The 18,585-nt window shown below is 48.3% G+C and carries 13 protein-coding genes; 6 read left to right on the top strand and 7 right to left on the bottom strand.

Features of this window, described 5'->3' with window-relative positions:
* Nucleotides 1–16 precede the first annotated feature (16 nt).
* The gene (fadE, locus tag BM334_RS09010) at nucleotides 17–2,476 is read left to right on the top strand and encodes an acyl-CoA dehydrogenase FadE (protein WP_092840945.1); all 2,460 of its coding nucleotides are present in this window, start codon (nucleotides 17–19) and stop codon (nucleotides 2,474–2,476) included.
* 132 nt (nucleotides 2,477–2,608) lie between these two features.
* On the top strand, nucleotides 2,609–4,168 hold the full coding sequence (locus BM334_RS09005) for an AbgT family transporter (RefSeq protein WP_092840943.1): 1,560 nt from the start codon (nucleotides 2,609–2,611) through the stop codon (nucleotides 4,166–4,168).
* A 200-nt stretch (nucleotides 4,169–4,368) separates the two neighbouring features.
* Here BM334_RS09005 and BM334_RS09000 read toward each other — a convergent pair whose 3' ends face one another.
* The 3 genes from BM334_RS09000 to BM334_RS08990 are packed head-to-tail and all read right to left on the bottom strand — an operon-like array spanning nucleotide 4,369 to nucleotide 8,230.
* Nucleotides 4,369–5,550: a multidrug effflux MFS transporter gene (locus tag BM334_RS09000; protein ID WP_092840941.1), complete on the bottom strand. Its 1,182-nt coding sequence runs from the start codon at nucleotides 5,548–5,550 to the stop codon at nucleotides 4,369–4,371.
* Nucleotides 5,547–7,268 carry a bifunctional metallophosphatase/5'-nucleotidase gene (locus BM334_RS08995; RefSeq protein ID WP_092840939.1) on the bottom strand — a complete coding sequence of 574 codons (1,722 nt, stop codon included), beginning with the start codon at nucleotides 7,266–7,268 and terminating at the stop codon, nucleotides 5,547–5,549. The genes BM334_RS09000 and BM334_RS08995 overlap by 4 nt, the downstream gene beginning before the upstream one ends.
* 29 nt (nucleotides 7,269–7,297) lie before the next feature.
* Nucleotides 7,298–8,230 (bottom strand): isopenicillin N synthase family dioxygenase, encoded by a 933-nt coding sequence (locus BM334_RS08990; RefSeq protein ID WP_092840937.1) that lies wholly within the window; start codon nucleotides 8,228–8,230, stop codon nucleotides 7,298–7,300.
* A 159-nt stretch (nucleotides 8,231–8,389) separates the two neighbouring features.
* Here BM334_RS08990 and BM334_RS08985 point away from each other — a divergent pair, with 159 nt between their 5' ends.
* The gene (locus BM334_RS08985; protein WP_092840935.1) at nucleotides 8,390–8,980 is read left to right on the top strand and encodes a hypothetical protein; all 591 of its coding nucleotides are present in this window, start codon (nucleotides 8,390–8,392) and stop codon (nucleotides 8,978–8,980) included.
* Between the two features lie 49 nt (nucleotides 8,981–9,029).
* Complete coding sequence (gene argE / locus BM334_RS08980; protein WP_092840933.1) at nucleotides 9,030–10,190, top strand: acetylornithine deacetylase; 1,161 nt, start codon at nucleotides 9,030–9,032, stop codon at nucleotides 10,188–10,190.
* On the opposite strand, the gene rnhB is transcribed toward argE, so the two are convergent.
* Nucleotides 10,174–10,743 carry a ribonuclease HII gene (rnhB, locus tag BM334_RS08975; RefSeq protein ID WP_092840931.1) on the bottom strand — a complete coding sequence of 190 codons (570 nt, stop codon included), beginning with the start codon at nucleotides 10,741–10,743 and terminating at the stop codon, nucleotides 10,174–10,176. The genes argE and rnhB overlap by 17 nt on opposite strands.
* A gap of 83 nt (nucleotides 10,744–10,826) precedes the next feature.
* On the opposite strand from rnhB, the gene BM334_RS08970 reads away from it, so the two are divergent.
* Both BM334_RS08970 and BM334_RS08965 read left to right on the top strand, forming a co-directional pair.
* Nucleotides 10,827–12,374 (top strand): AbgT family transporter, encoded by a 1,548-nt coding sequence (locus BM334_RS08970; protein ID WP_092840930.1) that lies wholly within the window; start codon nucleotides 10,827–10,829, stop codon nucleotides 12,372–12,374.
* Between the two features lie 5 nt (nucleotides 12,375–12,379).
* On the top strand, nucleotides 12,380–13,165 hold the full coding sequence (locus BM334_RS08965; RefSeq protein WP_092840928.1) for an SDR family oxidoreductase: 786 nt from the start codon (nucleotides 12,380–12,382) through the stop codon (nucleotides 13,163–13,165).
* Here the strand turns inward: BM334_RS08965 and BM334_RS08960 are convergent.
* From BM334_RS08960 to BM334_RS08950, 3 genes are all read right to left on the bottom strand, one after another.
* A complete protein-coding gene (locus tag BM334_RS08960) occupies nucleotides 13,155–16,085 on the bottom strand; it encodes a ligand-binding sensor domain-containing diguanylate cyclase (protein ID WP_092840926.1) in 2,931 nt (976 codons plus the stop codon). The two genes, BM334_RS08965 and BM334_RS08960, sit on opposite strands and share 11 nt — an antisense overlap.
* A 30-nt stretch (nucleotides 16,086–16,115) precedes the next feature.
* The gene (locus BM334_RS08955) at nucleotides 16,116–16,895 is read right to left on the bottom strand and encodes an EAL domain-containing protein (RefSeq protein WP_092840924.1); all 780 of its coding nucleotides are present in this window, start codon (nucleotides 16,893–16,895) and stop codon (nucleotides 16,116–16,118) included.
* 105 nt (nucleotides 16,896–17,000) lie between these two features.
* On the bottom strand, nucleotides 17,001–18,575 hold the full coding sequence (locus tag BM334_RS08950; protein ID WP_092840922.1) for a dihydrolipoyllysine-residue acetyltransferase: 1,575 nt from the start codon (nucleotides 18,573–18,575) through the stop codon (nucleotides 17,001–17,003).
* Nucleotides 18,576–18,585: the final 10 nt, after the last annotated feature.

Genomic DNA, 18,585 nt, shown 5'->3' with positions numbered 1-18,585 from the left:
AACGGAGTTAGATAACATGAGCATTGCCTTATGGGTTGTTGCTACCCTTCTTGTATTGGGTGGTTTTTTGTACTTCCGCAGTTCGTTGCTAATAACTAGCATCGGCCTTGTGGGTATGTTTGCTATTGGAAGCTGGTTCGACATCGTCGGCCCAGTGCTGTGGACGTTGTTAGCCATTGTGCTAATTCCGTTCAATCTTACGCCGTTCCGTCGTGGCGTATTGTCAAAAGCGTTGTTAGGCATGTACCGCAAAGTCATGCCAGAAATTTCAGAAACTGAAAAAGACGCGATTGATGCCGGCACCACCTGGTGGGAAGGCGAGCTATTCCGTGGCGCCCCAGCTTGGAAAAAACTTCACAGCATTCAAAAGCCAGAACTAAGTGACGAAGAAAAAGCGTTCTTAGAAGGCCCATGTGAAGAAATTTGCAAAATGATGAACGACTGGGAAGCAACGCACGAGCTGGCAGATATGCCTGAGCACGTGTGGCAGTACTTAAAAGACCACAAGTTCTTCGCCATGATCATCAAAAAAGAATATGGCGGTTTAGAGTTTTCGGCCTATGCACAGTCTCGTGTGCTGCAGAAACTTGCTGGTGTGAGCACAATTTTGGCCTCTACCGTGGGTGTACCAAACTCACTAGGCCCAGGCGAGTTGTTGCAACACTACGGTACCAAAGAGCAGAAAGACTATTACTTGCCGCGCTTAGCGAACGGCCAAGAAATTCCATGTTTTGCATTAACTAGCCCAGAGGCTGGTTCAGATGCTGGTTCAATTCCAGACACAGGTGTAGTTTGCAAAGGCGAATGGGAAGGCAAAGAAATTGTCGGTATTCGCTTAAACTTCAACAAACGCTATATCACCTTAGCGCCAGTAGCTACTGTGCTTGGCTTAGCTTTTAAATTGTCTGACCCTGACAAACTATTGGGCGACAAAGAAGAGCTCGGTATTACTGCGGCATTAATTCCGCATGACACGAAAGGTGTTGAAACCGGTCGTCGCCACTTGCCATTGAACGTTCCGTTCCAGAATGGCCCAGTGCGCGGTAAAGATGTGTTCGTCCCATTAGATTACATTATCGGCGGCCCGGAAATGGCTGGCAAAGGCTGGCGTATGCTGGTTGAGTGTTTGTCAGTTGGTCGCGCTATTACCTTACCTTCAAACAGTGCCGGTGGAGTGAAGTCTATCGCGTTGGCAACCGGTGCCTACGCCTATATTCGCCGTCAGTTCCGCCTACCTGTGGGTAAAATGGAAGGCGTACAAGAAGCCATGGCGCGTATTGGTGGTAATGCCTATTTGATGGACGCCGTGACCAGCTTCTCAACCAAAGGTATTGATTTAGGTGAAAAGCCATCGGTTATTTCAGCTATCGCTAAGTACCATATGACCGAGAAACTACGTGCCTGTATGGATGACGCTATGGACATTCATGGCGGTAAAGGTATTTGCTTAGGCCCGAACAACTATTTAGGCCGTGGCTATCAAGGCGTACCGGTAGCCATTACCGTAGAAGGCGCGAATATTCTAACCCGTAATCTAATGATCTACGGTCAAGGTGCTATTCGCTGTCATCCATATGTATTGGAAGAAATGTTGGCGTCAGCAGAAACCAATAAAGAAGGCTTGGTGCGCTTTGATAAAGCCATTTGGGGCCATATTGGTTTCGGCATGAGCAACTTTGTACGCTCATTGGTACTTGGCTTAGGTTTCTGGCGCTTTACCAGCTCGCCATACAGCGACAGCACGGCGAAGTATTACAAGCAAATGAACCGCTTTAGCGCCAACTTGGCGTTGTTATCTGACGTTGCCATGGGCGTGTTAGGTGGTTCATTAAAACGTAAGCAACGTATTTCAGCGCGCTTAGGCGACATGTTGAGCTACTTGTTTATTGCTTCTGCCACGTTGAAGCGTTTTGAAGACGAAGGCCGTCAGAAAGACGACTTACCTTTAATGCACTGGGCGTTGCAAGATACCTTGTACAAACTGCAAGAAAGCCAATTGGCGTTATTGGATAACTTTGGTGCCGTGGGTACAACCATGAAAGCCATTATGTATCCGTTTGGCCGTATCGCGAAACGCCCTTCTGATCGTTTAGATAGCAAGGTCGCGAAAATATTGCTGACACCAAATGCTAGCCGTGAACGTTTAGGTCAAGGTCAATTCTTGGCGCCGGAAGGTCAGTTTGGTTACCTTGAGCAAACGTTGCGTGACATTATTGCCGCAGAGCCATTGTTTGACCGTGTGCGTAAAGCCGCCAATGACCGCCGCATGCCATTCATGTTCTTGGACAAAGTGGCCGCGAAAGGTAAAGAGCTTGGCGTGCTTAGTGACGAAGAAGTGGCGTTACTACAACGCGCGGAACAAGGTCGCTTGCAAGTCATTAACGTGGACGACTTTGCCCATGAAGACCTCATTGCTGGTAAGCACGCCCGTGACGTTGCTTTAGCTACTGCAGGTAAGCAAAATAACGCAGCCTAAGCGCTAGTTACCGCAGTGGTTGTATATTTGACAAGGCCAATCCTCGCGATTGGCCTTTTTTATGTGTACAATTCAGCGCTAATTCGAATTCAACAAAACAATTAAAAGTCGGAAAACAGGAGCAGGAACTGCATGACGCAAGCCTCATCAGCCACCGAAAAACGCGGCGCCTTTACGCGCTTTCTAGATACTGTCGAATGGCTCGGCAACTTACTTCCCCACCCCATTACTCTATTTGCATTGTTCGCAGTAGCGGTTGTAGTACTTAGCGGGGTTGCTAGCTATTTTGGCCTAAGCGCTCAAGATCCGCGGCCAGGCGGCGAATTAATTGAGGTTGTTAGTTTATTCAATGCCGAGGGCTTACAACGTATTGTTACTGGCTTAGTCACGAACTTTACCGGGTTTACGCCGCTTGGCACTGTACTTGTTGCGTTATTGGGCGTTGGTATTGCAGAGCGTTCAGGAATGCTTTCTGCGGCTATGCGCGGCTTGGTTATGAATGCCCACCCTCGCGTTGTGACTGTTGCCGTAGTTTTTGCCGGCGTTATTTCAAACACCGCCGCAGAGCTTGGCTACGTGGTATTAGTGCCGCTGGCCGCCATGATATTTCACTCGCTAGGTCGTCACCCTTTGGCGGGTCTTGCTGCGGCCTTCTCGGGCGTTTCTGCTGGCTACAGCGCGAACCTGTTGATTGGTACGGTAGACCCGTTATTAGCCGGTATTACCACCAAAGCGGCGAACCTTATTGACCCAGAATATTACGTTGGCCCAGAGGCTAACTGGTATTTCATGATGATTTCAACGTTCTTAATTGCCGTTATGGGCACTTTTGTGACCGAGAAAATTGTAGAACCAAAGCTTGGAAAGTACGACCCTAAAGAGGCGTCAATTAATTTAAACGAGCAAAAAATTGAGTCGTTGTCGGCCATTGAGAAAAAAGGCCTCATTGGCGCCGGCTTAAGCTTTTTGGTGTTAGGTGCACTGCTGGCGTTGACCATTGTTCCTGAATGGGGAATTTTGCGTAACCCTGAAACCGGCGAAGTGGCTGGTTCACCATTTTTGAAGGGCATTGTCGCCTTTATCTTTATTACCTTTGCTATTCCTGGCTACGTTTATGGCCGTATTACCAAGGTAATGCGCACTGACCGTGACGTTATTGATGCCATGTCCGAAAGCATGAGTACGATGGGTATGTACATAGTACTGGTGTTCTTTGCGGCGCAGTTTGTGGCGTTTTTTGGGTGGACAAACTTCGGCAGTATTTTAGCCATTAAAGGCGCGACTTTCTTACAAGAAGCGGGGTTAACTGGACCAGCCGTATTCATTCTGTTTATCTTAATGTGTGCGTTTGTGAACCTCATGCTGGGCTCTGCGTCAGCGCAGTGGGCAATTACCGCCCCTATTTTTGTTCCTATGTTGATGCTTATCGGCTACGCACCTGAGGTTATTCAGGCGGCTTACCGAATTGGTGACTCGGTTACCAATATTATTACCCCAATGATGAGTTACTTTGGCTTAATACTTGCGGTGGCGGTGCGCTACAAGAAAGACACTGGTATTGGCACCATGATTGCCATGATGCTGCCGTATACCATTATGTTCTTGATTGGTTGGTCAGCGCTGTTCTTCTTATGGGTGTTCGGCCTCGACATGCCAGTCGGCATTAACACGCCGACTTATTACAACCCGTAGCCCGGCGTTCTACGCCGGGTGGTGCGAAGCACCGTTATCGTTGAATTCGACAATTACGCCGAGGGTGAAGCTACGTTATCGTTGAATTCGACAATTACGCCGAGGGTGAAGCTACGTTATCGTTGAATTCGACAATTACCGTGGCTGAGCCATGTCCCGGCGTGCAACGCCGGGCTACAGGTATTGCCTGTTCGCAATACCTACCTCAACAGGCGGTAAATGGTTACGGCGGTCAGGCCACAGCCGCCCATCACGAAGACCATGGCTAACGGATGCTGGTGACCGAGCACGTTCACCAGCGCCGATATTCCGCCAGCTATTAGAAACTGTAAGCTACCCGTTACAGCCGATGCCGAACCAGCTCGTTCTTGCTGCTCAGCAAGCGCACCAGCCATAGCATTCGGGAACACCATGCCAAGGGTGCTTACATACAGAAATAATGGCACCACCACGCCAACTAAGCCGAAATTATTCCAGCCAGCAATAATCAACAGCACCGAAACCACGCCCAACACCGGCAACGATTTATTTAATATTTTGCGCGAGTCACGACGCCGCAGCAGCCATGCATTCAACTGCGCCATACCAATAATGCCAATGGCATTCGCGCCAAACAACCAACTGTAGTGCGTTGGCGCCAAACCAAAGTGCTCAATAAACACCAACGGCGAGGCTGTAATATAGGCGAACATGCCCGACTGAGCGATGCCGCCACTTAGTGAATAGCGCAAGAAACTGGGGTCTTTTAACACCTGCCAGTAAATGGGTAAGCTTGAACGCATACGGATACTGCGATTGGGCAACCGCGTTTCTGGCAAGCGCACATGCACGACTGCTAAACACGCCACGCCCAACGCGGCAACAATAATAAAAATAGCCTGCCAACCAAAGGCTGCCGTCACGTAAGCGCCAGCTAGCGGCGCTAATATTGGCGCGATGCCCATCACCAAAATTAAAAAGCTAAATACTTGGGCTGATGCTTGCGGCGTATATAAATCACGTACCATGGCGCGCGCAATCACCAACCCCGCACACGAGCCAATGGCTTGCAAAAACCGTAATACGATTAAACTTTCAAGGTTAGGTGCATAAGCGCAAGCTATGGAAGTGCCAATGTATAACACCAAGCCGAAATACAGCGGTGGCTTACGACCAAAGCGATCCGACGCAGTGCCATAGAGCAATTGACCAATAAACAAACCTAAGAAAAACGAAGTTAACGACAGCTCAACGCGATTCGACTCGGTCGAAAAGCTTTGTGCGATGTCACCAAAAGCAGGTAGGTACATGTCAATGGACAATGGGCCGAACGCAGTTAACAGCGCCAGCACCACCACCACTAAATCAAAACGAGCTTTATCGGATACTTGGAATATGGTCATTGCGCGGCCGACTTATAGCGTTTGGTGCTATGTACGTCTGGCCGTTTTATTATTGTTGTTTTGCGGGCCCAATCGACAAACGATTGTGCATAATTTACGTAAGTATCGGTGCTGCGTCCGGCAGCGGTAATATCACCTAATAGCGCCCAGCCATCGTTACCTGCCGCCAAAAAGCTATTGGTCACCATGGTGTAGGTTTGCGTTGGCTGAAGTGCTTGCCAGCTATTATCTGACCATACTTCCAGTTCACTCACACGGGTTCCGTCTGCCGCCGTCATATCCACTGCGAAGCGAATACCTGCACCGTGCGGGTACGCCCCGTCAGACCCCCCTGCCGATATGGCATAGGCCAATGCTTGCTCCAGTACTTGTTTCACTTCTGCGCCAGTAATTTGCATTTCGACCAAGGTATTCGAGAACGGCAGTAAACTATAAACATCAGCTACCGTCAGTGTACCGGCAGCAATTTCACGTCGCACGCCACCACCATTTTGTAACGCAAAGTCAGCTTGTGGGGTACTTGCTAAAAACGCTTGTGCCACCACCGCATGCGCATCTGAATGTCGACCGACGCCACAGTCTTCACTTGTTTGCACACCCATACGGCGCATACACAAGCGCTGCTCAACCTGAGCAATTTGTTGCTGGGTTAATTCATCAATTTTGGTTTGGTAATTGGTCAGCTCTTGTTTAATCTGCGAATGCTCGGCAACCGCTGCAAACTGTGGCAAATCTGCCAGCGCGGCCGGTGCATCTTCGGCAATTAACAGGTGTGGCTGGCCACCGCAATTAGCAACGGCGTCACCGTCGAAAGTAACAGCTAACTCACCAACAACTTGGCTATATTGCCAGGCATGCGCCACACAAACTTGGTCACCATCGGCGTTATTCACGGTCATTGGGTATGGGCCAACAGCTGGTAAACCGTAGCGGGCATAATCACCCAACAAGGTGTGCGAGTCGCCGCCAATAATAAAGTCTACAGCCGGCAATTTTTCCGCGAGCGCCAAATCATTTTTATATTGAATGTGGGTTAGCAGGCCAATTTTTTCGATGCCTAATTGGCGCAGCTCATCAATGTAATATTTCGCCGTGCTGTACTCATCCGCAAACTCGGTGGTCTTATCGGGCTGCGATGAATTTTTAGTTTTCACCGCAATGTCGATACCAATCACGCCGATACGCTCGCCACCCACGTCGTAAATAGCATACGGCTTAAAACTGTCCCAACGGGTTTTCGGCGTTAACGGCGACACACCAATTTCTGGTTCAACGTTTGCCCCAAGCACCACAGTGCCGCAGTCACCTAAACTTAAAACATCTAAAAATCGTTTGAGCCCAGCATCTCCGCTGTCAAATTCATGATTACCAAGTTCGAACGCATCAAAGCAAATTTGGTTCATAAGGGCCGCATCAGCGGCGCCATCAAACAACGTATAAAAAAGTGTACCGGTAATAGCGTCACCCGCGTGTAACGCCAGCACATTAGGTTGACGTGTACGTATGGCTTCAATTTGCGTTGCAACGCGAGCAAAGCCCCCCGTTTCAATCTTCACCTCTTCACCATGAATACGCACACTGGTACCACGAATCGGCAACAAATGAGAGTGGTGATCGTTAATATGCGCAACCGTAAGGGTATAGGGTTGCGGCGTTGACAACTGTGCGCAGCTCACTAAAGCTGCGCAACTGACTAGCGAAACTAAAAGGCGTTTCATCACCACTCCAAATATTTACTCGTTATTCGTTACTTAACCAGGCCGATCTCACGTAAACGTTCCATCAAATAGTCGTCAGAACTAATTGGATCGAAACGTTGCGGATTTTCCTCGCTAATGCAACTTTCTAACGGGGTAATCATAACGTCAGGGTTAAAGTGCAAGAAGAACGGAATTGAATAACGCGACTTCGAGCTAAATGGCGCCGGCGGATTCACCACACGGTGAGTGGTCGACGGCAATACACCGTTGGTCATGCGCTGCAACATATCACCCACGTTACAAATAATTGCGCCTTCAATAATGGTCACCGGAATCCATGAGCCATCTTTGGCCAGCACTTCTAAGCCTGGTTCACGCGAGCCAACCAACAAGGTCAGTACGTTAATGTCTTCATGCGCACCGGCGCGTACCGAAGGCGTACCTTCATCAATAATTGGCGGGTAGTGTAACGGACGCAGAATAGAGTTACCCAAATTCACCTTGTCGTTAAAGAAATCGCGCGGCTGCTTCAAATAAACCGCCAAGGCTTCGAGCACCTGCAAACCTAACGCGTCTAGCGCACGGTACAGCTTTAAGATCTTTTCTTTAAATTCAGGCACTTCGGCCGGCCACACATTAGGGGTTAGCTGCGCAAACGGCGGCTCGCCCTCCACTTCGCGACCCACATGCCAGAATTCTTTCAAGTCAACGTGTTTAGCGTCTTTGGCTATTTCGGTACCAAATGGCGTATAACCACGCGCACCACCACCACCGGGAATATGATATTTCTTTTTCACATCTTCCGGCAAAGCAAATAACTCACGACAAATATCCAGCGCGTTATCAATTAGTTGTTGGTCAATACCATGCTTAGTTAACGCAACAAAACCGTTTGCTTCGTAACCTTCACCGACATGCTGTGCGAAGGCGTTAAAGTCTTGGCCATACAGGCTCATATCAATATGTGGTATGGATTTCATGAATCGTTCGTTCCCGACAATAAATGTGAAAATAGGCGCCTATGCTATGTATTTTAGCCTGTCTAGACAAGGGTAAATCTTGAGTAAACCGCCTTTTGTTTACAATTTAAGGTTGCTACCGTTATTTGCAGATTTTAGCAAAAAGTGAGGTATATCACGATGAAATTGCAAGTAAGTGTTTTATCAGCAGCCATAGCAACTGTGTCCTTGGTTTCAGCAGGCTTGTTTTCAGGCTCTGCATTGGCGCAACAGCAGCAACAAACTCAACAACAATCTCGTGGATATGCTGCCTATAACTATGTGGGCGCAGCCGTTGCTGACCACGATGGTGGCGATAGCATTCTACTTGAAGGCTCCTACGAATTTAAGTCTCCTTATTTCGTAAGCGGCTATTACCGTAACTTCGATAATGACTTCGGCAGCAGCAATGACGTTATTGCCGCTAAGCTAGGTCGCTATTTTTGGTTAAGCCAAGGGCTAACAGCGGACGCTGGTTTACGCATGGGCCATGTCGATTTCGGTCAAAATGACACTGGCTTTTGGGGCGTAGAGGCCAACTTACGTCAACGTATTGAACAGTTTGAGTTTTACGGTGGCTTAGGTTGGGTTGATTATTTTGATGCCGGCTCTGACAATCAGTATCAACTTGGTGTGAATTACTACATTAATTCGGATGTTTCGGTTGGCGTAGGCTATCAAGACAGCGAATTTGGCGATGGTGTTCGTTTGCGTGGTAGTTATCACTTCTAAATAAATCAGGTATGCTGTGGCTCATTAAACGTTGTATCGGAGACACGTGATGCCACAGCTGCCTAGTTTCATTCAAATGTATCGCGAACTTATCGCGACTCCTTCCGTTTCCTGCCTCGACCCAAGTTGGGACACCAGCAACAAAGCGGTTATCGAAAAGTTAGCTCAGTGGCTTGATAGCCTTGGTTTTCAAATTGATATTCATGAACTTGATCATCAATCAGGCAAATACAATTTATTGGCACATTATATACCCGAGGGAGCCTCTGAAGGCGGCCTCATGTTAGCTGGCCATACGGACACCGTGCCATGGGATGAAGGACGCTGGACCCAAGACCCATTTAAATTACGTGAAGACAATGGCTGTTTATACGGGCTTGGCAGTGCCGATATGAAAGGTTTTTTTGCGTTCGTATTAGAAGCACTGCGCGGAATTGACTTAAAAACCTTAACCAAACCACTTTATATTCTGGCCACAGCCGATGAAGAAACCACCATGGCCGGTGCCCGCGAGTTAGACGCGTTTGGCCACTTGAAGCCAGAATTTGCCATTATTGGTGAGCCGACTTCAATGACCCCCGTCACCGCACATAAAGGGCATTTAACTGAAGCTGTGCGCGTTACTGGCAAGTCGGGCCATAGCTCAAACCCAGCCGGCGGCGTCAATGCGATTGAAATTATGCACGACGTGATTACGGAACTCCGTACGGTACAGCGGGAGTTTCAACAACGATTCAATGATGCCACCTTTGAAGTGCCCTACCCAACTTTAAACTTCGGTGCCATACATGGCGGTGACGCCGCCAATCGTATTTGTGCCTGCTGTGAATTGCACATTGATATGCGTCCGTTACCCGGTATGAACATTGACGACATGTATGGTCTCATTGACGACCGTTTGCGTGAGGTTAAGGCCAAGTACCCGGGCGCTGTCTGCCTACAACATATGCACGAGCCTATTCCCGGCTATCGCTGTGATAATGACTCAGACATTGTGCAATTAGCTCATGGCTTAACCGGCAATGCCCCAGAAGTTGCAAACTACTGCACTGAAGCACCGTTTGTGCAGGGGCTCGGCTGTCAAACAATTATCATGGGGCCTGGTAATATTGCCCAAGCCCATCAGCCCGACGAATATATTCAAATTGATGAAATTGCACCGGCGCAACGACATATTCGTGATTTAATTCGCTCTATTTGTCAGGCGTAGCAAGCAACCGCGCGACAGGCCCAAAGCTTTTGCGGTGTATTGGGCACGGCCCATGCTCTGTAAGCGCAGCTAAATGGGCTTTCGTTGGGTAAGCCTTATGCTTGGCAAAATCGTATTCTGGATAGAGCGCGTGCCATTCGAGCATTTGCCGGTCACGCTCCACTTTCGCCAAAATTGATGCCGCACCAATACAGGCCTCTAAGGCGTCGCCGCCGACAATGGCTTCTGCAGGTACATTCAATTGCGGCAATTTATTACCGTCCACCAGTACCTTGCTAGGGCTAACCGGCAAGGCTTCAACAGCGCGCTTCATTGACAGCAACGAGGCTTGCAAAATATTAATGGCATCTATTTCTTCTGCATCGCATTGCGCAATCGCCCAATACAAGGCTTTTTGCTTAATTTCTTCGCTAAGTGCTAAACGCTTCTTTTCAGAAAGCTTTTTTGAATCATTAATGCCAGTAATTGGATTATTCGGGTCTAAAATAACTGCGGCGGCCACAACCGGCCCAGCAATTGGGCCGCGCCCTGCTTCGTCTGTTCCACAAATCATCGGTTTTCATCTTGTTGTTGTCAGTTGATGGGGTATGATACTTTCGTCTTAATCATAATAACAATACAACAAGGGGTTTCCTCATGTCTGGTTCGCAAGAATCGTCTACTTTGCTGAATCGTATACTCGATAAAGTTGAAAAAGTGGGCAACAAACTTCCTGACCCTGCGGTCATGTTTTTTGGATTGCTAATTATCGTTTGGGTATTTAGCTATTTACTTTCTGGTATTGAGTTTGACGCGGTTCACCCGTTAACCAATGAGAACGTTGGCATTACTAACTTGTTAGCCGGCGATCAAATGGCCGACTTTCTTGCCAACATGGTTGGTACCTTTATGGGCTTTGCGCCCTTAGGTGTGGTGTTGGTTGCTATGCTAGGTGTCGGTGTCGCAGAGCGCAGTGGTTTCATCAATGTGGCCATTAAGCTCATGCTTAACGTTACACCGAAAATGCTGCTCACGCCGGTGTTAATTTTAGTGGCTATTGTAAGCCATACTGCAGTTGATGCTGGTTATGTGCTGGTTATTCCATTGGGCGGCGTGATTTTCTTTGCTGCCGGGCGCCATCCGTTAGCGGGTATTGCCGCTGCTTTTGCCGGTGTTTCCGGTGGTTTTAGTGCCAACTTTGTGCCTTCAGCCATTGACCCATTGCTGCAAGGCTTTACCCAAAGCGCAGCACAAATTCTTGACCCTGCTATTCAGTTAAACCCGCTGAACAACTACTTCTTCACCGCGGCCTCGTCTGTGGTGGTGGTGCTCGTGGGTTGGTATTTAACTGATCGTGTTATTGAGCCTCGCCTACAAAAAAATGCCACTATTGATGGTGACCAAGAAGACATGCCGGTACTTGACGACGTGACGCCACGTGACCGCAAGGCATTCTACGCCGGCGTATTGACCATGGTACTGGGCTTGGTTGGCTTGTATTTCGCGGCCAGCGCTGAAAATACCCCCTTAGCTGATGCAACGGGTGAACTCGCTTCGTTTACCGCGCCGCTGATGCAAATGATTGTGCCACTGATATTCTTGCTGTTTATTATTCCAGGCATTGTGCATGGCTTTATTTCTGGCAGCTTCAAGAACTCACAAGACGTGGTTGGCGCTATGACCAAGTCGATGGAAGGCATGGCCTACTACATGGTGATGGCTTTCTTTTGTGCCTTATTTATTAAAGCATTTGGCGACTCAAACTTAGGGACATTGCTTTCAATTAAAGGCGCGCAATTCTTAAGTTCGTTGCAGCTGTCTGGCGGCGTCACTATGGTTGGCATTATTATCTTAGTGGCCTTTATAAACCTATTTATTGGTTCTGCGTCGGCCAAATGGGCGCTTATTTCGCCAATTTTTGTGCCAATGCTGATGCAACTGGGCTACTCACCAGACTTAACTCAAGCCGCTTACCGCGTCGGTGACTCAATTAGTAACATTATTACCCCGCTGTTACCGTACTTCCCATTAGTCGTGCTGTACTGCCAGCGCTACGTGAAGGGTACAGGCATTGGTTCACTTGTGGCTATGATGCTGCCGTTTACGGTAAGTTTATTAGTTATTTGGTCAGCCTTCTTGATCATCTACTGGATGATTGGCATTCCGCTTGGTTTCCAGGCCAATTATGTCTATCCGGCAGGTTAATCTAAATGACCTACTTTCAAGGTAAAACTGTTTGGCTAACCGGAGCCTCTTCGGGCATCGGCTTAGCCATGGCCCAGCAATTAGCAGAGGCCGGTGCTCATCTTATTCTAACCTCACGCCGCGCCGAGGCGCTTGAACAAGTGCGTTTATCGCTTGCTCACCCAGAGCGTCACCGGGTTCTTGCACTTGACTTAAGCCAACCTGAAGCTGCCGCTGAGCAGGCGCACCATGAGCTTGGCGATCAAGTTATTGATATTTTGATTAATAACGCGGGCGTGTCGCAGCGGTCATTCATTTTAGATACCGATATGGCCGTTTATCGACAGCTGATGGAAATTGATTATTTCGGGGTTATCGCGTTAACCAAATTGGTGTTACCACGCATGGTTGAGCGTCGTACGGGGCATATTGTCACGGTGTCTAGTGTGGCAGGAAAAGTCGGCACTAAGCTACGTAGCGGCTACAACGGCGCCAAGTTTGGCGTCATTGGTTTTATGGACTCGTTACGCGCCGAAATGAAACAGCATGACCTTGTGGTTACCTCAATTTTGCCAGGGTTTATCAACACCCAGGTTGCGCATAACTCGCTAACCGGTGACGGCTCTGCATTAGGGCATGAAGACCCAGACAATGCTGGCGGTATTTCAGCAGATGAGTGTGCACGGCAATCGCTACAAGCCATGTCGAAACAAAAAGCTGAGGTGGTTGTGGGCTCGGGCGTGTCTAAGCTTGCCCCCTTCTTACAGCGCTTTTTCCCAGGCTTAGTGCGCCGTATGGTGGCTAACCGCTAATATCATCAGCTTGGTATATTGAAAGGCGGTTACGGCCGCCTTTTTTCGCCTGATAAAGCATTCTATCGGCAAGTTTTAACAACTGCTGCGCATCGCTACTCATGGCTGATTGGCTGCTCACCAAACCAATACTCACTGTAACGCGAGCATCTTCGCTCACTTCTGGCACTTCCAACTGCTCCACCATAAGCCGAATACGTTCGAGAATTTTCGCTGCCTGCGCTTGCGTTGTGTCTGGGAAAATAATGGCAAATTCCTCCCCACCCCAACGTGCCACTAAGTCAATTTCGCGGGCATTGGTTGCTATCAGTTTCGCCACTTGCGTTAAAATAATATCGCCTCCAGCGTGCAGGTATCTGTCGTTAATTTCTTTAAAGTAATCGAGATCAAGCAATCCAACCGACAAAGGCGTTTGATGTCGCGTGCTATTTTTTACTTCTAAGGCTAAACGCTGGTCAAATGCGCGACGGTTGGCCAATCCAGTTAAGGAATCTGTCAGTGCAAGCTGCTCTAATTCAAGCGTCTGCTTATGAACCATGGCCTGCAAACGGGCGCGCATTTTTTCAAGCTGACGAATGCGCCAATGCACTAATCCGCCCACGAATGCGATCAGCGCAATAGCAAAAACAAACCAAAACCATGGGCGCTGATAAAAGTAGGCTGCTTTTGAAAAGCTAAACTCAGTTGGCTGCGACCAGTTTTCACCTGGGTAGCGCGTGCGAACCGCAAAGCGGTAGTTGCCTGGCGGCAGAGCTGTATATTCCGTGGTTAGGTTATCCTCGCGGTTTATCCACTGTGAATCATAACCATACATACGAACTTGATATTCAATTTGCTCCGGCATTTGATAACCAAGCGCAACATAATTAAATGCTGTGCGGGTATTATCCGCGGGCAGTTCTGCGGTAGCTTCAAGCACCCCATAATCATGGGTCACAGACTCAATCACCGGGGGTGGAGCTGAGTTTTTATGCGTATTGTATTGGCTAGGGTCAACGCGAACGGCCCCAACCGCAGAGGCAAACCAAAGATGTCCTTCAGTATCTAACGCAGACGCTAAACCGCCCGTAGTTATTTGCCGACTCTTCATGCCGTCAGCTTCAGAAAATAACTTATGAGTGACTAACTTAATTTCTTCGCTTAACCATTGTTCAAGTTGCTCAGCGCTTACGCGAATAATTCCTCGTGAGCCGCCTAGCCATAAATTTGCTTGGGTATCGAAGTTAATCGTGAATACTTTTTCAAACGGTAGCCCCTGTTGGCGCCCCAACCATTGCCAAGTACCGGAAGATAAATCTCTTGTAAGCACACCTTGGTCTGTCGCTAGCCATAACCGTTGCTGGTGATTAATGCCTGAAAAGATATTCCGAGCACGAGTAAATTCTTCTAAATTTACCGCCTCAGGTTTCCAGTCAAAACGCGAGTTGCTGGTTTTAAAATGCGTTAATGTGGAGGTTGAACTCACCCACAAGTCACCGTTTGACGCCAACGTCAGTGAATGAACAAAATCAGAAGCCATGCCATCAGCGCTTGTAAAGTGTTTAACAATAACGAACTGACCGTTTCTAACCTCGGTTACATATAACCCGTTGGGCGTGCCAACCAACACATAATCACTGCCAGGAATAGGTTTAACGACACGAATTTCATTTAACATCAGACCATTGTCACGGTTTAACTGGGCTGTAATTCTGCCATCTTGCAGTTGTAATACACCCTCAGTGTATGAGCCGACGTATAAACGGTTGGCATCGTCTGACGCAATAGAAAGCACCGATAAAGCTTTCAGGCGTGCTTCTTTATCTAAGCCGACAAAGCGGCCATTCTTGCGATAACTTAAGCCATCGTTGGTGCCTACCCAAATGGTCCCCTCGTTATCAACATGAACTGAGCGCGCGTAAGCGCCTTTTAACCCATGATGCGGCGTAAAACTGGTAAATAACGCAGCACGAAATTGGGCAAAGCCGCCGTGAGTCGATACCCACATGTTGTTTTCGCGGTCACGGAAAATATCGAGTACATGAGAGTTTGGTAACCCTTGCTCAACACTTAGCCACTCTTGTTGATTTGCGCATAGCCGACCGACACCGTATTCAAATGTGCCCACCCATAGACAGCCTTCTGGGCCCTCAACAATTGCGGTAATAGGGCCTTTGACTGCCACCGGCCAAGGCTTAAATTCGCCAGTTGATTGCTGAATGAAAAGCCCATCGTCGCTAGACACGGCAACGCGACCATCGTGCAGCTGTCGAATTTCACGAATTTGCGCAGTGGGAAGCTCATTTACCTTGGCGAAGTGCCCAGTGCTTGGCTCAAATACCGCAAGGCCACCGCGGGTTCCTGCCCACACCTGCTGTTGGTTGTTGGCACCAGAAACCAGCGCAATACGAATCGTTGTATTTTCCGGCAGCCCTTTGCTGACATCGAAAAAATCTACCTTACCGCTGGTATCAAGTCGGTACACACCGGCACTGGTCGCTACCCACAACCGCTGAAGAGCATCGACCACAGTTTCATACGCATAACCACTGCCAAACTGCAGGGGCCGCCATTGCTGGCCGTTAAAAAACACCACGCCGCCGCGAGGCCCGGCTGCAATTATTTCGCCGGTGTTCGGGTGAACATTAATATCAAGAGCACCGGCTTCTGGCATCTGGGTTATTTGAATATCATCAAATACCGCAAATTCGCGGCCGTTGTAGCGAACAGGTCCTTCCCAAGTGGCTAACCATAAATAGCCATCAGATGATTGAGTTATTGCGTTGACGGAGTTGTGCGGTAAGCCATGCGCAGTTGTCCATGTGCGCATGGCATATTCATTTAAGGGGTTAGGAACCTTCGCATTGGCTGCATGAGGTGCCAACAAACTGTGTAACAAGAATAGCTGTATAATCCACAGAGCTGCACTCAATTGTTTCATTTTGCGAAGCTATCCTTGTAAATGTGGGTGCTAAATAAGGCTCTCCTTGAGCTCTATTGAGTCAACCTGAGCTAGTGCCTCTAGCTCAGGTTTGGCGAAATAATAACCTTGAAACAAGTGTATACCGATGTCACGAAGACAGTCTAGTTCTTCTTTTGTTTCAATGCCTTCAGCTAACAGCTGGGTTCCTTGTAACTGGCATTGCTTAAACGCGTCAACAACGACAGTTTGCTTTTCTGGGTGCACGTCAATATCGCGAATAAGAGCCATATCTAGTTTTAAAATATCTGGACGCAAATCAATCAGCCAATCAATGCGCGCAAAGCCCGAGCCATAATCGTCGATGGCTGTTTTAAAGCCACGTTTAGAATAGCTACTGAAAATATTCTGTAGATGGCTTTTATCAATAATTTGCTCGCTTTCTGTAACTTCGAACACCAGCTTGGTTAAATCAAAGCCGTACAAGTCAGCCGCTTCAATAGTAGCCTTAATACAAGTTTCAGGGCTGTAAACTGCATTAGGCAAGAAATTAATATTCAAAAAGGTATCGCAACCTAAACGCGCCGCTGTTTCTATGGCTTTTACCCGACAGGCTTGATCAAAATAGTAGCGATTGTCTTCGTTTACACGCTCAAATACCCAGCCAGCCCCCTGCCCTTCGGGCCCACGCACCAGCGCTTCGTACGCAACTATTTTTTGCTTTTTCATATCAACAATCGGCTGAAATGCCATGCGTATTTCAAAGCCTAGCGACTGGCCACTTAAGCAGTCCATGCAGGTTTGTTGTTTAATTGAATCAGGAAAATCCATATGCCGCCTTAACTGTTTTTTTACCAATTTAATTATATCGGCGTGATATAGCAAACCTTAAGACTTTAGGATCATAAAAAAGGCCGCTTGCGCGGCCTTTAGACATTAACTCATATGAATTAACATACTGGTGGGGTCTTCCAAAAACTCTTGCCAGAGTTTATTGAACCGAGCAATGGTTCCGCCATCAATAATACGGTGGTCACCCGACCAACTTGCCGTCATAATCTTGCGCGCAACAACATTGCCGTTGGCATCAAAGCGCGGTAACTCTTGCACTTTTCCTAACGCAACAATTGCAGCCTCTGGCTTGTTGATAATTGGCGTTGCCACGGTACCGCCAATCACGCCGATATTCGAGATAGAAATGGTTCCACCTTTCATATCTTCTTGTGCCACGCGACCTTCGCGGGCTGCTTGGGTTAACCGCGTCACTTCTTGCGCTACTTCAATAATGCTCTTGTTCTGTACCTGCTTAACATTCGGCACTAACAAGCCAATTTTGGTATCCACTGCCATACCAATATTGTGATCATCAAAGTAAGTAATTTCAGTACAGTCGTCGTTTACCTGAGCGTTCATGACTGGGAACTCTTTCAGGGCTAACGACAAAGCTTTGATGAAAAACGGCATCATGGTAATGCGTATGCCTTTGTCAGCATACTTTTCTTTAAGCTGCTTTTGCAGTGCCATCACGTTGGTTAAGTCAAACTCGTCAGCATAGGTAAAGTGCGGAATGGTACTTACCGACTTCATCATCTGCTTAGCCATCGCCGCTTTCACGCCACGAATCGCCTCAGTACGAGTGCGCGTGTCAGCTCCAGCGCGCGTGTCAGATCCAGCTTTAGCTGGGTCTGACACCCTTTTCGAGCCAGATACGAAGCTTTCAACATCCTCTTTCATCACCCGCCCTTTGGCACCAGAGCCAGACACTTGGCTAATATCCACGTCCAATTCACGAGCACGGCGGCGTACCGCTGGGCTAGCAATGGCTTTGCCTTGACGCGCAGCAGCAGGTGCTTCAGTTTGGCCTGCTTGTGGCTTCGCTGTATCCGCTGATGCCTTGGCCGCTGTCGATTCTTTCGCAGCAGGCTGCGCTGATTCGCTAGAACTACCGGCTACACGAACCGCAAATAACGGCTCATGCACTTTGGCAATATCGCCCTTGGCATAATAGAGCTTTTCAACAACACCATTTTCTTTGGCCGGAATTTGCACCAAAGCTTTATCCGTCATCACATCAACAACAGGCTGATCTTCTTCAATGGTGTCGCCTTCTTTGACTTGCCATTCAACAATTTCACATTCAACAATACCTTCACCAATGTCTGGCAAAATAAAGTCTGTGACACTGCTATCAGCTTGCTTATTTTCGGTCTTCGTCGCTGCCGCCTCAACCGGCTGCTCAGCTTTTGGCGCTGCAGCCGCTGACGAGTTTGCGTCACCAGAGTCAATCGCAAACAACGGCTCATGTACTTTGGCGATATCGCCTTTTGCGTAATAGAGCTTCGCGACAACACCGTCTTCTTTGGCTGGAATTTGCACCAAAGCTTTATCGGTCATGACATCAACCACAGGCTGATCTTCTTTAATGCTATCGCCTTCTTGCACCAACCACTCGACGATTTCGCATTCGACAATCCCTTCGCCGATGTCCGGTAAGATAAAATCTTTACTCATTGCATAGGCC

Source organism: Pseudidiomarina donghaiensis (genome assembly GCF_900116895.1).
GTDB classification, from domain to species: Bacteria; Pseudomonadota; Gammaproteobacteria; order Enterobacterales; family Alteromonadaceae; genus Pseudidiomarina; species Pseudidiomarina donghaiensis.
The sequence above is the reverse complement of the archived record's forward strand: the minus strand, read 5'-3'. Positions and strand labels throughout refer to the sequence as shown.

What these genes read in the sequence shown, in the direction of transcription:
- fadE (WP_092840945.1), top strand. Translation starts at nt 17, where the DNA reads ATGAGCATTGCCTTATGGGTTGTTGCTACCCTTCTTGTATTGGGTGGT.
- BM334_RS09005 (WP_092840943.1), top strand. Translation starts at nt 2,609, where the DNA reads ATGACGCAAGCCTCATCAGCCACCGAAAAACGCGGCGCCTTTACGCGC.
- BM334_RS09000 (WP_092840941.1), bottom strand. Translation starts at nt 5,550, where the DNA reads ATGACCATATTCCAAGTATCCGATAAAGCTCGTTTTGATTTAGTGGTG.
- BM334_RS08995 (WP_092840939.1), bottom strand. Translation starts at nt 7,268, where the DNA reads ATGAAACGCCTTTTAGTTTCGCTAGTCAGTTGCGCAGCTTTAGTGAGC.
- BM334_RS08990 (WP_092840937.1), bottom strand. Translation starts at nt 8,230, where the DNA reads ATGAAATCCATACCACATATTGATATGAGCCTGTATGGCCAAGACTTT.
- BM334_RS08985 (WP_092840935.1), top strand. Translation starts at nt 8,390, where the DNA reads ATGAAATTGCAAGTAAGTGTTTTATCAGCAGCCATAGCAACTGTGTCC.
- argE (WP_092840933.1), top strand. Translation starts at nt 9,030, where the DNA reads ATGCCACAGCTGCCTAGTTTCATTCAAATGTATCGCGAACTTATCGCG.
- rnhB (WP_092840931.1), bottom strand. Translation starts at nt 10,743, where the DNA reads ATGATTTGTGGAACAGACGAAGCAGGGCGCGGCCCAATTGCTGGGCCG.
- BM334_RS08970 (WP_092840930.1), top strand. Translation starts at nt 10,827, where the DNA reads ATGTCTGGTTCGCAAGAATCGTCTACTTTGCTGAATCGTATACTCGAT.
- BM334_RS08965 (WP_092840928.1), top strand. Translation starts at nt 12,380, where the DNA reads ATGACCTACTTTCAAGGTAAAACTGTTTGGCTAACCGGAGCCTCTTCG.
- BM334_RS08960 (WP_092840926.1), bottom strand. Translation starts at nt 16,085, where the DNA reads ATGAAACAATTGAGTGCAGCTCTGTGGATTATACAGCTATTCTTGTTA.
- BM334_RS08955 (WP_092840924.1), bottom strand. Translation starts at nt 16,895, where the DNA reads ATGGATTTTCCTGATTCAATTAAACAACAAACCTGCATGGACTGCTTA.
- BM334_RS08950 (WP_092840922.1), bottom strand. Translation starts at nt 18,575, where the DNA reads ATGAGTAAAGATTTTATCTTACCGGACATCGGCGAAGGGATTGTCGAA.